Below are 14,372 nucleotides of genomic sequence, written 5' to 3'. Positions count from 1 at the left end.
AAATTAACCCCAACATGTTTTCCATGTAGGGGTTAATAAATAAAAAACAAATTTTAAATAACTGAATGGAATATTATTGGCACTTATTTACCATGACATGAACAGGTTTGCCTTTTCCTTCAAACTGAAGGCTCCAGACATATTTACCATCTTCTTTAATATCCACAACCGTATCAGTACCGTAACCACCAAACGTTAATGGTGTTAATTCACCAACATTCATTCTATTTCCTTTTGCAGTAAATTGTGGGAACCACAACTCGGTCGCATACTGCATTTTGTAGGAGCCTACTTTTTCTTGAACCACCGCTTGGTAGAAGTTATTCCCTTTGTAAGTGTATTGACGCTGAGGCACGTGTTTCCAATCGGAATCCGCAAACGTACCCACCACAAATAGTGGTTTAGAAATTGGTCCTTTCGCCGTGCTATCTGGGTTGTCACACGCTTTCATGAAAGCAACCACTTCGTCTTGAGACATATTAACAACTGGCTCTGCGGCCGCTTCAGGTTCTGCCGTCGATTGACAACCTACTAAGGCAACAAGTAGGGCAGCAGCAAGAGAGGTCTTCATCATGTTCATTTCACGTAATTCCTTTTTAGTATATCCAAAGCAAAATAAACTCAACGACTAAAATAAATATTAATCGTTATTAAAATGGGAATATCGAACGCTAAATATCGTCGGCTTGAGAATTTAAATCACTTCGAGAGTTTTATTTATTTCCTAAGCTAAAAATATAAGTTAGGAACTGTCATTAATTATTGATCTAACCAATATAAAAAACAAAGCAATAAAAATAATTATGTGAATAAGGTAACTCTATGTAGGGGTATTTTTATTGGTTTATTTTCTATGAAAAAAGGCCAGCATTTCGCTGACCTTTTATATTCGATTATTTTTTATTTACGGCTTTCACAAACACTTCTTGTACGCCTTCAATACCTAGCTCTTTTGCTTCATCAAGCAAGGTGAGTGCTTTCGGAATATCGTTCGCTGCGACTGCCGCTTCAATAGAGCTGTGGTAGTAGCTAGTGAGATCCGAACCTTGAGGAATGTTGTCGTTTTTCGCAACAATCTTGGTATTCACGATATCATTCGCGGATACCGAAAAGCGGAACTGACCCAATGGGCTATGTTTCGCGAGAGGGTCTGCAATATCTGGCGGCTGAGTATGGCGCGCCATGGCGAAGGCTTTTGCAGGGTGTAGAACTTGTGTACTTCCTTTTAGATCGGCGGAAGTCGTGTAAACCAATACATGCAGATCATTACCTGTCATGTCTGGAATCACATTGAGATCAAGTACGAATTTATCGTTGTCCAACAGTTTTGCTGGTTCGTACTTAAACTTTGAGAAATCGGCTTGGTAAATGGTTTCTCCTGCCGAGTTCATTACTGCGACATTTGGAGCATAAAATTGAAGTTCTTTACTTACGAATGTCTCTAATTTGATATCGAGACTGCCACGATTGCCCGGAAGAGCGAACGCTGCAATTGCGCCAGCACTGTTGCCATCCAACAGCATTTGGCTTTTATCAGTCAAAGCGAACTCAGTAACCACAGGCACATTAAGCGGTACCCATTGAATATCACCCGATTGAGTGATTACTTGTTGCTGACCTTTTGGACTCATCTCTACTTGTTCTACAGACGCACAACCAGTAGCCAACATGCCCAGCAGTACGGGAGCAAGCCATTTTCTCATTACTGTCTACCTCGACTCATTATTGTTTTTGAAATAAATACAGCCAGATAGGTTCTGGCTGTATCATTCTAGGACAATTTAGGACTTAGTGGTTAGATGATTACCACCAAGCTTCAGCTTGTACACCGAATTGGAACGTATCGTCTGAACGACCGCCGTTAAATACTTTTGAGCTGTTGTCATCATCAGCTGTTAGGTATGTAGCGTATAGACGAATCTCTGGACGAGCCCAGAAGCTAGAACCAGCAGACCATGCCTGCGCCACTGTGAACTTACCGTAGTCACTTTCGAAACCATCGTTATCGTCCATACCGTAACCTGCTTCGAAGATAGTCTTGTGGTTATCATCCCATTTGTACATAGGGCGAACTACTACAGATGCAGTTTTCCATTTTGATGACCAAGAACCCATGTCTTCGCCTACACCGTACACTAACTGGTGACCCATTTCCCAGTTTTCACCCATGCCGATTACACCCCAGTTGATTAGGCGGTAACCTGAAGCACCATCTTTAGTTTCTGCAGCGTACCAGCTACCACCACCGTAGAATGCCATTGTCTGTGCATAACCTTCAGTACCATACTGAACTACTGTTTTGTTGAAGCCAGAATCTAGACCTTGAGTCAATTCAGCAGTGAACATTACGCCGTCTTGTGCGTCTTTAGCACCAGTAGATGCATCATCAGATTCGTTTAGAAGAGCGTAGTTAACACCAACTTCTAAAGAGCCATTTTCCCACACTGGAAGACCAGCATAACGTACGTCTAGAGTGTTTACGTTTAGAGAGCCACTCTTATTGCCAGAATCTTCAAGAGAATCACGGTCGTTACGAATCCATGCAAAAGATAGTTTACCAGGACCAGCTTCGATGTTTTCTACACCAGCACCTGCACCAGATGTATCCCAGTAATAGAAGTCAGAGATATGGATGTCATGACGTTGGTAGTAACGCTTACCTGCCCATAGTGTCGCTTCAGGAGCAAAGTTTAATACGCCTTTAGCTTGAACATTGAACTGACGTAGAGCAAATTGTGCATCATCTTTACAAGTTAGGTTTGAACCACTAATGCTACAATTAGTTGCAGTGCCTTCCCAGTCGTTAGAACCATCTGATGTCATAGCGAACATAGAGTCTACGTAGAACGTTTTACCGTTGTTGTTGTAAACTTCTTTACCTAGTTGGACTTCACCATAAACGTCACTTTCGTTACCTAGACGACCGATTTGACTCTTTTTGAAATCGATCTGTTGGCCACCGTCAGCGTTAACGCCAACACCAGCACGCATGTAACCATGAAAGTCCACTGCGAAAGCAGAACCAGCAGCTAAAGTTGCAGCAACAGCAGCAGCAATTACACTTACTTTTTTCATTCTTAACTCCATTAAGGGTATTTATAATTCTGTCTTCCCTGCTCGCCCTTAGGTGAATATAGGCAGTAAAAACGCACCTAAAGAAAGAGAGGTAAGATGGGAACGAATCCCCGTTTGTTTCAACAGTTATAAGACTACCCGAGGGGGACAAGGATGACTTCCTCCGCCCCAAACTAATTTAGGGGGGATGAGAAGGGAGTAGAGAAATTACCGCATGGTGTTTTTTCGAGTCAGATCACCAATCTAGGGAGGAATTAGTAAGTTTCTTCGGTTTTGAGCCGCTACAAAGTGATAGCTAATTCATATTTTGGACCCGAAGTCGTCATCTAAAGTAATTAAATTACACGAATATTTTTCTATTTAAGGTGGTTGACCTTAGTAAGACAAAGTTTTTAACTTATAGTTTCCTAAAGGTAGCAATAAATAATAAATAAAGTATCTCCGATGACACGACTTTTCTCTCGCCCCTACCCCCTAGGCGCAACGTTAAATAAAGAAGGCTGTAACTTCTCTATTCATGCTCCGGGTGTAAAAGATATCCAGCTGGCATTGTTTGCAAGCGATGGCAGCTATAGTTTGCATGACTTACCCAATGAATATGCGGGTATACGTCATACCTTTATTCCCGATATCAAACCGGGGCAAAAATATGGTTACGTTGTCACACATAGAGATGAACCATTACTCATCTCCGATCCTTACGCCAAATCTTTAGACAAAGCCCTTCACTACCATCCTCCTTATACTCCAGCCAAAAGTTTTGATATGCCGAAATGCGTCGTGATTGAAGACACTTTCGACTGGCAGGAGACGGATCATCCTCGTATCCCGAGAGAGGACATGGTGCTGTTTGAAACGCACGTCAAAGGGCTTACCCAATTACATCCAGAAGTCAGTGCAACCACCAAAGGGCGGTATCTTGGTCTTGCTTCACCTCAAATGCTGGCGTTTTACAAACAGCAAAACATCAACACGTTGCAATTGCTACCTATCGCAGCGTGCATGCATGAGCCACATTTATTGGAGATGGGCAAAGTCAATTATTGGGGTTACAACCCTTATTTGTTTATGGTGCCCGATCCTCGTTACGCAGAAAAAGATGCGGTAACCGAGCTCAAAACCACCATTCGTGAGCTGCACAAGCATGGGATCGAAGTGATTCTGGATGTGGTTTATAACCACACAGCAGAAGGAGGCGAAGGCGCAACGGTGTTTAATCTCAAAGCGCTCGATTCTCGCTTTTACATTAAGCACGGCAATCACTTTGCCAACTACACTGGTTGTGGCAACACGGTCGATCTCACCTATCAACCAGCATTAAACCTGGTTATGGACACGCTGCGTTACTGGGTTAGCGAATTCAAAATCGACGGTTTCCGTTTTGATTTGGCCGCCACTTTGGGGCGTCAAGGGGATGACTACAACCCGGAAGCGGCATTTTTCAAAGCCGTCGCTCAAGACCCGATTTTGCGTGAAACTAAATTGATTGCCGAGCCGTGGGATATTGGCCCTAATGGCTATCAAGTTGGTAACTTCCCATTTGGTTGGAACGAATGTAACGACAAGCTGCGCGATATTTCTCGCAGTTTTTGGCGTGGTGACCAAGGCTATTTGAAAGAGTTTGCCACTCGCCTTATGGGCTCTCGCGATATCTACAGCGCCGCCAACTGGCCATACAAACTCACGGTAAATTACATCACTTACCACGATGGCTTCACGTTGCAAGATTTAGTCTCTTACAAGCACAAACATAACGAAGCCAATGGCGAAGAGAACCGCGATGGCCACGGTGACAACCGCTCAGAAAACTACGGCGTAGAAGGCGAAACGGAAAACATCATGATCATCGCCACGCGTGAGAAGCAAAAACGCAACCTGATTGCGAGCTTGCTCTTTGCGTTTGGTATTCCGCACATTTTGACCGCCGATGTATTGTCACACTCGCAAGGTGGCAACAATAACGCCTACTGCCAAGACAATAAAACCAGTTGGATCAACTGGAGCGAGACGGAGCGCAAAGCGCACTTCAAAACTTGGATGGCGCAAATGGTCGCAAACCGTCACCAATACATGGTGCCTTTCATCCGTGCTTTCAGCGGCGAAAATCGCAACAACAACCGCATTTTCTGGCGTCGAACCGATGGCCGATTAATGGAACACGACGACTGGAACCGATTAAGCTCCGTAGCGCTTCACTTAGGCATTGGTAAAGACGGGCAAGAGTTGGTTTACCTCATCAACCAAACGAACGCTACAGCGCGATTTAAGCTGCCAAACGAGCGTAATCAAGAATGGGTAACGATTTGTGACACCAATGTGCGCAACCTCAATCCTGGGCACGCAGAAGGCGAAGTCTTGCTGTCACCGACCTCGATGGTGATTTTGCATTACCAGCCAAAGCCAAATTCGCCACAAGGTGAGCCATTGCAAAGCTAGCCAATACAACACCTAAAATAAAAAGCCGATACAAATATCTGTATCGGCTTTTTTCATTGCTTGCGGACAGATACCCCAACATACATCTTTGAACACCAATCAGCCATAAAACTCATCACCTAGATCACGGGGATATGGCTCTAAGAAAACCCAAATGGTTCATTTAGTGTTGTAAGCATTAATGAACCCTTGTATATTTATGGACCATTACAGTATATGAACCAACCCAATGAGGAATGCGGTCATGACGACTTATATCTACACGCGCTACTCTCCAAAAAACAAAGCCCACAGTGAGCACCTTGCCGCGTTGCGCGAGGCCGCTCCTGATGCACTGCATTTTGAAGATAAAATTCGTGGCTGCGTTCCCCCTTCAGAAAGAGAAGCGTTTCAAAAACTTAGCAATACTATTCAATCTGGCGACACCATCGTGATGTGGTGGCTGACAGCATTTGGTCGCGATTTTAGTCAGGCTCTCAACGCCATTCGAGCCTTGCTTGAAAAAGGCGTCACACTAAAAACCGTATGTGAACCATTGACGTTTGAACCTGACTCAGAACAGACGAAAACGTTACTCGCTTTGCTATCAGGTTATGGAAAGGTGCAAATTCAGCATCGGTTGTTCGCGGCGGAGCAAGGCCGCCAAGCCATTAAAGATCAACCAGATTTGTGGAAACAGAAGTTCCGTGGCCGCCCTGCTGACCGGGAAAAACATCGACTCATCGCGGCGTTACTATTAGAAGGGAACACGCTGTTGAGCGTGGCAGATCAATGCGATGTCAGCTTGTCGACGGTTAAACGAGTCAAAGCAAAATTGAGCGAGTTTGATGAAGATGGCGCTCTAAGAACGCGAAAAAATGCCGGATTCGCTGATGGTGAATCATCATGAACCGTCCCATCAATTTCCGCACGATTCTATTGGCATGTTTGATCATCAGTGTTGGCCAACTGAGCATGGGTTTAGTGATGCCTTCTCTACCTTGGATCGCCAAAGACTTCTCAGTTTCACTCGATCAAGCGCAGCTCCTCGTGAGTATTTATCTACTTGGATTTGGCCCTTCCCAGTTCATCTATGGCCCAATGTCCGACGCATTAGGGCGTAAGAAAGTGCTACTCGCTGGTTTGCTGATCGCAATGTCCGGCTTGCTGATGATCATTTTCTGGAGCCATACGTTTACTGGCATGGTCTTAGGCCGCTTTTTGCAAGGCTTGGGGACGGGTTGCTGCGCGGTGTTGGCTCGGGCTTCTACTCGCGACCAGTTTAGCGGGAATGAGCTTCCCGTCGCGATGTCTTACATTGCTATGGCAGCGTCCATCACGCCGTTGATTGCTCCTGTGATTGGTGGGTTCATTAACTTCCACTTTGGCTGGAGTATGGTGTTCATTTCATTGTTGGGTTACGTGTCGCTCGCTTGGATCATCATCGCGTTTCGATTCAAAGAGACCATCACACGACGCTCTGCAATCCCCTCTCCAGCCAAAATGTTGGTGCAGTATCGTGATTTGCTCTCGTCTCGATATTTTATGAGCTTTGCGAGCATCAGTTGGCTCAACTTCAGCTTGATGATCACGACCGTCTCCGTGATGCCTTTTATCATGCAAGACCAAATCGGGATGACATCGGACGAATACGCCATGTGGGCCCTGATCCCCGCGTTAGGTATGCTCGGCGGCACAACCATTTGTAACCGCACCCGCCCCGTCATCGGAAATAAGAAAATGCTGCTTTGCACGCCTGTTTTGCATATCAGTGCTGCACTGTGGTTGTTTTTCTGCCCGGTAGAACCCTTGTATTTGATGATTGGACAATTGTTGATGATTCTTGGCAATGGCATTGCGTTGCCTTGTGCACAAGCACTTGTGATGCAACCATACAAAGAGCAAGCGGGCGCGGCGGCAGCCATGTCTGGCGGCGGTCAAATGGTGGTCTCTTCCTTGGTGAGTATGACGCTGGTGCAACTTGGATTGAGTGAAGCGTGGCATTTGTCGTTGGTTGTAGTGCTGTTTACCGCCATCACCTTGACCAATATTCTACGTGGATTCAACACTGAAGAAGCGCATCAACAACGAGAGGCGGCAGAGAAAGCCAGCTAATGTCACCGACTTAATTGAAGAAAGAAAAACGCCCACAGCATTCCGTGGGCGTTTTCGTAGGGTTTCAAGTCTTGTTGCGTTTACTGCTGGGCAACGCTCACCTTTTTGGTCGAGCTGCGGTAATCAAACTCAAAACCGATGCCTTTGTCAGTGACGTCCATCTTCATGCCACCCGTTAGCTCGTTTTGGAAGCTCACTAGCACGTCTTCAGGAAGAGGCTGACCTGTCGCCATTGATGCTTTTTCTAACACTTCCAGAATACGCTCTGAGTCCATGCTAAAGCTCAACAAACCGTTTGGCTTCAACTCTTGAGCCATCACGTCCTTGCTTGCTTCTGCCGCGTACTCGCCGCTGTATAGCGTTAGGTGGCTGCCATTTAAGCGTGCAAACACGTCCATCTTCATGCCAGTGTGCATCTCTAACAAGTCACTAACGTTCACAGGTTGATTGTCTGGTTGCAGTTGAAGCTGCGCCAATTCAGGAACTAGCATTTGCGCAGTTTGAATCAACATGTTTGGATCTTTCGCAGACAGAGTAAACATGCCATCCATTTGGCTAAACACTTCGCCAAACTGTGCATCAGGATTGATGTTCAGATCGAACAGTTGCATGCTCAACCCTTTCAACCCATTCAGCATGCCAGAGCCCATACTCACCGCTGCCGCCGGGTTTTGTCCGCCCATGTCTTTTTGCATTTGGCTCAGCAGCGCACATTGGTATTGTGGCTGAGTTATCTCTGTCCAAATTTGACCAATCGATGGCGCAAGCGTATTGATGTCGATGCCTAGCGCCAAGCTAAAGAAGCTCTTATCGCTGTTAGACTCGGTTAACACACCACGAATCGATTTAAGCGCATCGACGATCACTTTATTCTTCGACTCAACAACAAAGCCGCCTTTGATTGACGCTTGCTCACCGTTTAGCTTGTACTCCGCAAACGCCACCGATTGAGGCCAGTTTTCTGCAATTTGCGTAAACTCGTTATGACAAACTGGTGTGCGCATTTCCGTAATGTTTGGATCGACATTAAGACGAGTTAATTGACGAGCAAACATGTTGCCATCAACAGTGGTTAAACCTTTGATGATTTCACGATGGTCGATGTAGCCAAAAGAGTTGTTTTTTTTGCCATACTGAGTTTGGATGGCTTCAGCACGACCGCTATCCGCTAATGATTGGGTTGGAGACTCAAGACCCAGCGCCATTTTCAACGGATTAAGATCACCCAACTCCGCGATATCCACCGTCACGGTTAGCACGTTGTCGATAACCGCCACAACTAAGCCAATGCCATCTTGCGGATCTACTGCATCCGTCATTTCATAACGACGGTACTCCACCGTACCCAGCTTCACTTTTTCGTGTGTCACGCCGCTCATTTGCTCTTCGTGATCCAACGTTTTCCAAAGCGCCTCTGGATTCTCGATTGGCAGTTTGTAAACTGGCACCATACCGAGCGTGTAAAGCACTGGGTTGATCTCATCGCCTGTACCTAAGTACGCTTTCAAAGTTTCTGGCGACGCAGCACTTTTTAAGTATCCGTCAAACAGATCGATCGCAAACTGCTCTTTTGGTGACAGCTGCTCACCAACAAACATATCAGACATGGTCATTTGATTGGCAGAGCCAAACGCGTTCACATATTCGTAGTGTTTGAAAGGTTCTGTTTGGAAAGTAACTACGAGCGAATCGGCTGGGATTTGCGCCAATAGTGAGCTTGAACCGCTCTGAGGAAGGTTATTTTGGTACAGGTACCCAGCGGCCCCCGCTGCTGCGACCACTGCTGTAGCCAATAATAGTTTTTTCACGACCAACTCCGTTGTTAGTTATATCGGTTCGTAAATGCGTTTTGCATTCGAGTTTTAAGCCTTAATAAATCGAGTTCTGTAGAGACGAATTACAGTTCTCCTACACCGCCAAACACTGGCTAATGAGTGCTCTATCGGCATATCAACCGTCATCATAAAGATCCGTCGCCAGTTATCAATTTAATGAATATTAATTTCTTAAAATATCCGCAATTTATAGGATAAACCGTGAAGTATGTTGAATTGCACATTCATACTATTGGTAATTTCGTCACTCTAAAGTGCCAAACATGCAACACCGACCAAAATTAACCCAACATTAAATCCGCACTGAGTCTTTTATCAAATATCGGAAAACGGCTCACGACCTGACACTTCTTTCCAATTTGCCTCTGGCAGTCCCCTGTGGTTTTCCTTACAGTCGAGCTCACTCAGTGACGAGGCTTATACCAGAATACGATCATTACGACATGATGAAAGACCAACTGACGATCTCGATATCAACCATCAATGGCTCCAAGCATTGGTATTTCAGTAAACGGATGCAACGCAACCTAAAAACCTTTTTAGGGCTATTTGTACTGACTTTGGCAGCTACCGCCATTCTCATAAACCATCTCTACGCGCGGGTCGATAGCGCAGCGATGAAACAAGCGCAGCTCACCGAGCACTCACGCAGCATGGGCGAAGAGCTCAGTACATTAAAGGCGTTGAAGTCTGAACTAGAAAACGACCTTTCAGAGCGAGAGGAGCGGGTTCAGTTGGTTTCCGAGCGCTTAGGCGAGCTAGAAAAAGTGCTTGGCGTGGATAATCACGCCACCAATGAAGATTTGGATACTCGACTAGATTCAGCAGCGATCACTTCGAATGTACGAACGCTGATGCTCAATCAAATTCCAAACGGTTCGCCAGTGGGTAAAGTTCGACTATCATCCGGTTTTGGCAAACGTATTCATCCTGTCACCAAGGTAGCGAAAATGCACCGCGGATTAGATTTCGCGGTGAACATCGGAACAAAAATTTATGCCCCTGCCGATGGCGTGGTGGAAGTCACTCGTCGCAGCAATACCGGCTCTGGCAACTTTCTGAGGCTACAGCACTCTTTCGGTTTTACCAGTTCTTACTCGCACTTAAAGAAATTCAAAGTGCAAAGCGGTCAATTCGTAAGAAAAGGCGATTTGATTGGGATTTCTGGCAACAGTGGGCTCTCTTCTGGCCCACATCTGCACTACGAAGTGCGCTTTGTCGGACGAGCATTGAACCCAAAACCGTTTGTTGATTGGAGCCTTAATAATTTTGAAGATATCTTTACTAAGGAGCGAAAAATACGATGGGAATCTTTGATAAAAACCGTGGAACAACGAGTAGCTCAGCAGCTTCAACTCTCATCGCCAAAGGCTGTACTGTTAGCGGAGAACTCAAAGTAGAAAACGACGTCCAGATTGACGGCATCGTCGATGGTCAACTGAATGTCGAAGGCACGTTAGTCGTTGCAGAAAGCGGTAGAGTCACTGGCGATGTGTATGCCAAGCAGCTGATCATCAATGGTATTCTGGACGGAAACTGTCACGCAGAGCACATCCAAGTACTCACTAAAGGCCGTGTCAGTGGCAAAATCTGGAGCAACAATCTGAGCATTGAACCGGGCGGTAAGTTCTTCGGTGAAGCAGCAGAATTGCCAGAAAAAGAAGTGGTCAGCCTGAAAGGCAAAGCGCAAGAAAGCGCAACGGCGAAAGACAACAGCGCCAACACTGAAAAGCGACTCGCGCGCAAAAGCGCATAAAAAAGACGGCGATTAAGCCGTCTTTTTCGTTTTACTGTTTGCATCCAATGTCTGGTTTTACATCGGGTTGAGAATCAGCGCAGAACGCTTGGCATTCGGACCAAACGCCGATGCCGCACGTGCTTTCACTTCTTCTAGTGTTACGCTCTTAGCGGCTTTCTCCACATCCAGCACAACATCCAATCCGTAGTCGTGCGCGAGGTAGCGGCTGTAAACCCAAGCGCGAGAACCAGGGTTGTCACCCAATCCTTGCATCGCGACAGCAAGCTGCTTGGCCGCGGTGTCGACTTCTTTCTGGGTAATGTTGATCGCGAGATCGTCGAAAACCTTATCCAACAGTTTATCCATCAAACCCACATCTTTTGGATCCACCTGCGATTCAAACAACCAGTCCGAAATCGGTTCACCATCTTGCGTCATCGTATAAATGCTAGGGCTGTAATCTAAGCTTGATTCTTCACGGAACGTCTCCAGTACTCGTGCGGCACTGATGCGCTCCAGAATGTCTTCTATCACCGTGTCTTTTGCCGTACGGTTGTACTTGTCGGTGTTGGTAAAACGCAGCAGGTAAAACGATGAAGGCTCGTGACCATCAGTGACGACCAAGCGCGCTGGCAGCTCATCATTAAATGACACACTATAATCTACAGCTTTACCCGGCTTCATCTTAATTGATGCCACGTATTTGCGTAGAAGCGGCGTAATTTGCTCAGGCTCAACGTCTGCAACAATCACCATTTTGTAACCATGATCGGTTTTAAATAGTTGATCATGCACTGCAAGAATCTGCTCTGGCGTGACGGTATCGGCACCATCACTGCTCAGTAAACGATGACGACTATCCGGCATGTAAGCGCTGGTGTTCGCTACTTGGATAAGCGTACCCATAGGCGATTCCAAGAAAGCGCTGCGCTCTTGCTTAAACTCTTGTTTCACCGCGGCAAGCTGACGCTCATCAACCTTGATTTCGGTCGAAAGGTTGTACAAGCCATTCAAAGCTTCAACTAGACGATTTTTTTGCGTCGTAACCTGAACGCCATGCACTGTTGGCTCAAGTATTGGACCAAAAGCGATGTTGTTCGTACGTAAGTAGGCATCCAGCTCTGAGCCAGAAAACTCTCCTAATCCACTGCGAACGGCGGTCATGGCAGCCAGTTCGTAGGCTGGATAAAGCGATTTATCTAGAGCGGCTTTACCCCCTTGGCTAGTGAAGTAGATGTAAGCGCGGCCACCGGCTTTTGCGTCTTTTTGGAACCAAACATCCACACCGTTTGATAAGGTGTAAACCTGAAAACCACCCGGAGCTTGACGCATACTAACGATGCTGCCTTCCTCTGCTGGTTGCAGGAAGCCTTCTGCTTTGGCGTTCATGTCAGAAGGCTTTTCACCAGCTTGTAGGTAGGCGCTGTTAAGCGCAGTGAATACATCAGCAAATTGCGCTTGCGTTTCACTTTTGCCCATGCCAATCACAAAGCTTGGTTGATTAGACAACAGCTCTTTTAACTGCGCATTTACGCTCTCTAGCGTCGTTTTATCCAAAAAAGCTGCCAAGCTTTGCGCATAGCTCTCTTTCGATTGGCTTACGCTGTCTTGCTCCAATTGGAAAATACGCGCTTCCGCGTAACTATTTGGCTTGCGTTTGCTCCAATCAGAATCAAGATTTGCCAGTTCGCCATACCAGTTAGATGTGATGCTCTCTAGCTCAGCTTGTGTCACGCCGTAATCGCGAAGTGACGTCAACGCACTGATGAAAATTTGGTGCATTTGTTCACGGCGGTCAGGCGAAAATGAGATACCCGCCGACATCAGGCGTTGGTAGTTCGAGTAGTAAGGCTGCGCATAAACGTATTGGTAAGGTTCGGCGGCATCATTGAGAAGACTGATCAAACGCTGTTGAATCAGTTGAATGGCCACTTCGTCTCGCCATTCTGCGTGTTGCTGCTCGACCGTTTCGCGACGAAGATCGCCGCGTTCAATCACCAAATGCAAGCTTGGTGACTCCATCGAGTTGCTTGGCAGAATTTCGTCTTGAGTATTGAGTCGAATGTCACGACGCTTTTCGATGACGATATCTGAGGTACTTTCCCAGTTCGAGAACTTGTTCTTGATGATGTTAGCAAGCGACTTAGCGTCCACATTGCCCGTGACGATCAGCTCGGCATACTGCGGCTGATACCATTTCTCGTAGAAGTTTTTCAGCCCATTTGACGTCGCGTTCTCAATTGCATCACGAGTACCGATTGGATCATGCTCGGCGTAAAGCGTTCCTTCAATCGAAGCCTCATACGCGTGCATTGAAAACGACTTATCATCTGGATTGGCGCGTCGCCATTCACCCAAGACAACACCTTTCTCTTTTTCAACTTGAGCAGGAGCGAACTCTAAACCGTCGCCAATGTCTCGCATCCAAGTCAGGGCATCTTCAAGCTTATCGTTATTGGCCAAGTCAAGCTTATAGGAGGTTTGCTGATAGGTGGTAAACGCGTTGATATCTGCGCCAAAACTGCCGCCAGATTGCTCAAAAAGCTTAACAACGTCGTTGCCGGTAAAATGCGTGCTGCCATTAAATGCCATGTGCTCAACGAAGTGAGCGTAGCCTTTTTGATTGGCTTCTTCTTGGAACGAACCAATGTGCATCACCAAACGAACCGAAACTTCTTGGTCTTGAGTTGGATAGATGTGGTATTTCATTCCATTGGATAGCTGATTAACGTGCCAGTTGGCATCAGGCTGAATCGGCGTGGATTGTTGTGTCAGAGCACACCCTGACAACAATAACGCGGGGACTAACAATATACTGCGCATAACTATTGCCCATAACTATGATTAAGCCGATCAATATAATCCTCGTTCCATGACCTTCACATTTTTAATGGATTATTTACCGCTCAAATGTGATCTATATCACCATTTAATGAAATCAATTATCATTTACAAAACGCGACAAATCCTTACTTTACAAATACATAAAACAAACCGCTCTCGTATTAGGTTCTTATTTCTTATAAAGCTCAAATTCGCGACATAGCGCCAGTATTTATTTTGAGCAGTAAAATATAATCAATCGATGATTTCGGCGTCAAAACCGCTTTTCAGCGACGACGCCGAATCATGTACGAATGAAAATAACCAATAACAAACTACCCCGCGCTTTAGGTAAATGGGCATTAAGCCCG

10 protein-coding genes are annotated in these 14,372 nt (G+C 46.0%); 5 read left to right on the top strand and 5 right to left on the bottom strand.

Annotation, left to right across the window (positions count from 1 at the left end; all coding sequences use genetic code 11):
* Positions 1-73 precede the first annotated feature (73 nt).
* From BIW15_RS03110 to BIW15_RS03100, 3 genes are all read right to left on the bottom strand, one after another.
* Complete coding sequence (locus BIW15_RS03110) at positions 74-580, bottom strand: hypothetical protein (protein WP_005500002.1); 507 nt, start codon at positions 578-580, stop codon at positions 74-76.
* Positions 581-893: 313 nt separating this feature from the next.
* Positions 894-1,703 (bottom strand): MalM family protein, encoded by an 810-nt coding sequence (locus BIW15_RS03105; RefSeq protein ID WP_077280555.1) that lies wholly within the window; start codon positions 1,701-1,703, stop codon positions 894-896.
* Positions 1,704-1,803: 100 nt separating this feature from the next.
* Positions 1,804-3,075, bottom strand: coding sequence for a maltoporin (locus tag BIW15_RS03100; protein ID WP_023623778.1), 1,272 nt, complete (start codon positions 3,073-3,075; stop codon positions 1,804-1,806).
* A gap of 444 nt (positions 3,076-3,519) precedes the next feature.
* Here BIW15_RS03100 and glgX point away from each other — a divergent pair, with 444 nt between their 5' ends.
* The 3 genes from glgX (at position 3,520) to BIW15_RS03085 (ending at position 7,605) form a co-directional block, all read left to right on the top strand.
* Positions 3,520-5,511, top strand: coding sequence for a glycogen debranching protein GlgX (gene glgX, locus BIW15_RS03095; protein WP_025506352.1), 1,992 nt, complete (start codon positions 3,520-3,522; stop codon positions 5,509-5,511).
* 244 nt (positions 5,512-5,755) lie between these two features.
* Positions 5,756-6,400: a recombinase family protein gene (locus tag BIW15_RS03090; RefSeq protein WP_025626438.1), complete on the top strand. Its 645-nt coding sequence runs from the start codon at positions 5,756-5,758 to the stop codon at positions 6,398-6,400.
* Positions 6,397-7,605 carry a multidrug effflux MFS transporter gene (locus tag BIW15_RS03085; protein ID WP_077280553.1) on the top strand — a complete coding sequence of 403 codons (1,209 nt, stop codon included), beginning with the start codon at positions 6,397-6,399 and terminating at the stop codon, positions 7,603-7,605. Before BIW15_RS03090 ends, BIW15_RS03085 begins: the two co-directional genes overlap by 4 nt.
* Positions 7,606-7,685: 80 nt before the next feature.
* Here the strand turns inward: BIW15_RS03085 and BIW15_RS03080 are convergent, their stop codons facing one another.
* Positions 7,686-9,413 (bottom strand): hypothetical protein, encoded by a 1,728-nt coding sequence (locus BIW15_RS03080; protein WP_053806328.1) that lies wholly within the window; start codon positions 9,411-9,413, stop codon positions 7,686-7,688.
* A 473-nt stretch (positions 9,414-9,886) separates the two neighbouring features.
* On the opposite strand from BIW15_RS03080, the gene BIW15_RS03075 reads away from it, so the two are divergent.
* Both BIW15_RS03075 and BIW15_RS03070 read left to right on the top strand, forming a co-directional pair.
* Positions 9,887-10,840 (top strand): M23 family metallopeptidase, encoded by a 954-nt coding sequence (locus tag BIW15_RS03075; RefSeq protein ID WP_005455166.1) that lies wholly within the window; start codon positions 9,887-9,889, stop codon positions 10,838-10,840.
* Positions 10,744-11,196: a polymer-forming cytoskeletal protein gene (locus BIW15_RS03070; RefSeq protein ID WP_020838276.1), complete on the top strand. Its 453-nt coding sequence runs from the start codon at positions 10,744-10,746 to the stop codon at positions 11,194-11,196. Before BIW15_RS03075 ends, BIW15_RS03070 begins: the two co-directional genes overlap by 97 nt.
* A gap of 57 nt (positions 11,197-11,253) precedes the next feature.
* Here BIW15_RS03070 and BIW15_RS03065 read toward each other — a convergent pair whose 3' ends face one another.
* Complete coding sequence (locus BIW15_RS03065) at positions 11,254-14,001, bottom strand: pitrilysin family protein (protein ID WP_077280552.1); 2,748 nt, start codon at positions 13,999-14,001, stop codon at positions 11,254-11,256.
* Positions 14,002-14,372: the final 371 nt, after the last annotated feature.

The sequence above is a fragment of the Vibrio sp. SALL6 genome (assembly GCF_002002385.1).
Taxonomy (GTDB): Bacteria; Pseudomonadota; Gammaproteobacteria; order Enterobacterales; family Vibrionaceae; genus Vibrio; species Vibrio parahaemolyticus.
Note: the sequence above shows the minus strand (reverse complement) of the source record. Positions and strands in the feature narration are given on the sequence as shown.

Coding starts and splice junctions, on each gene's coding strand:
- BIW15_RS03105 (WP_077280555.1), bottom strand. CDS start 1,703: ATGAGAAAATGGCTTGCTCCCGTACTGCTGGGCATGTTGGCTACTGGT.
- BIW15_RS03090 (WP_025626438.1), top strand. CDS start 5,756: ATGACGACTTATATCTACACGCGCTACTCTCCAAAAAACAAAGCCCAC.
- BIW15_RS03100 (WP_023623778.1), bottom strand. CDS start 3,075: ATGAAAAAAGTAAGTGTAATTGCTGCTGCTGTTGCTGCAACTTTAGCT.
- BIW15_RS03075 (WP_005455166.1), top strand. CDS start 9,887: ATGAAAGACCAACTGACGATCTCGATATCAACCATCAATGGCTCCAAG.
- BIW15_RS03070 (WP_020838276.1), top strand. CDS start 10,744: ATGGGAATCTTTGATAAAAACCGTGGAACAACGAGTAGCTCAGCAGCT.
- glgX (WP_025506352.1), top strand. CDS start 3,520: ATGACACGACTTTTCTCTCGCCCCTACCCCCTAGGCGCAACGTTAAAT.
- BIW15_RS03110 (WP_005500002.1), bottom strand. CDS start 580: ATGAACATGATGAAGACCTCTCTTGCTGCTGCCCTACTTGTTGCCTTA.
- BIW15_RS03065 (WP_077280552.1), bottom strand. CDS start 14,001: ATGCGCAGTATATTGTTAGTCCCCGCGTTATTGTTGTCAGGGTGTGCT.
- BIW15_RS03085 (WP_077280553.1), top strand. CDS start 6,397: ATGAACCGTCCCATCAATTTCCGCACGATTCTATTGGCATGTTTGATC.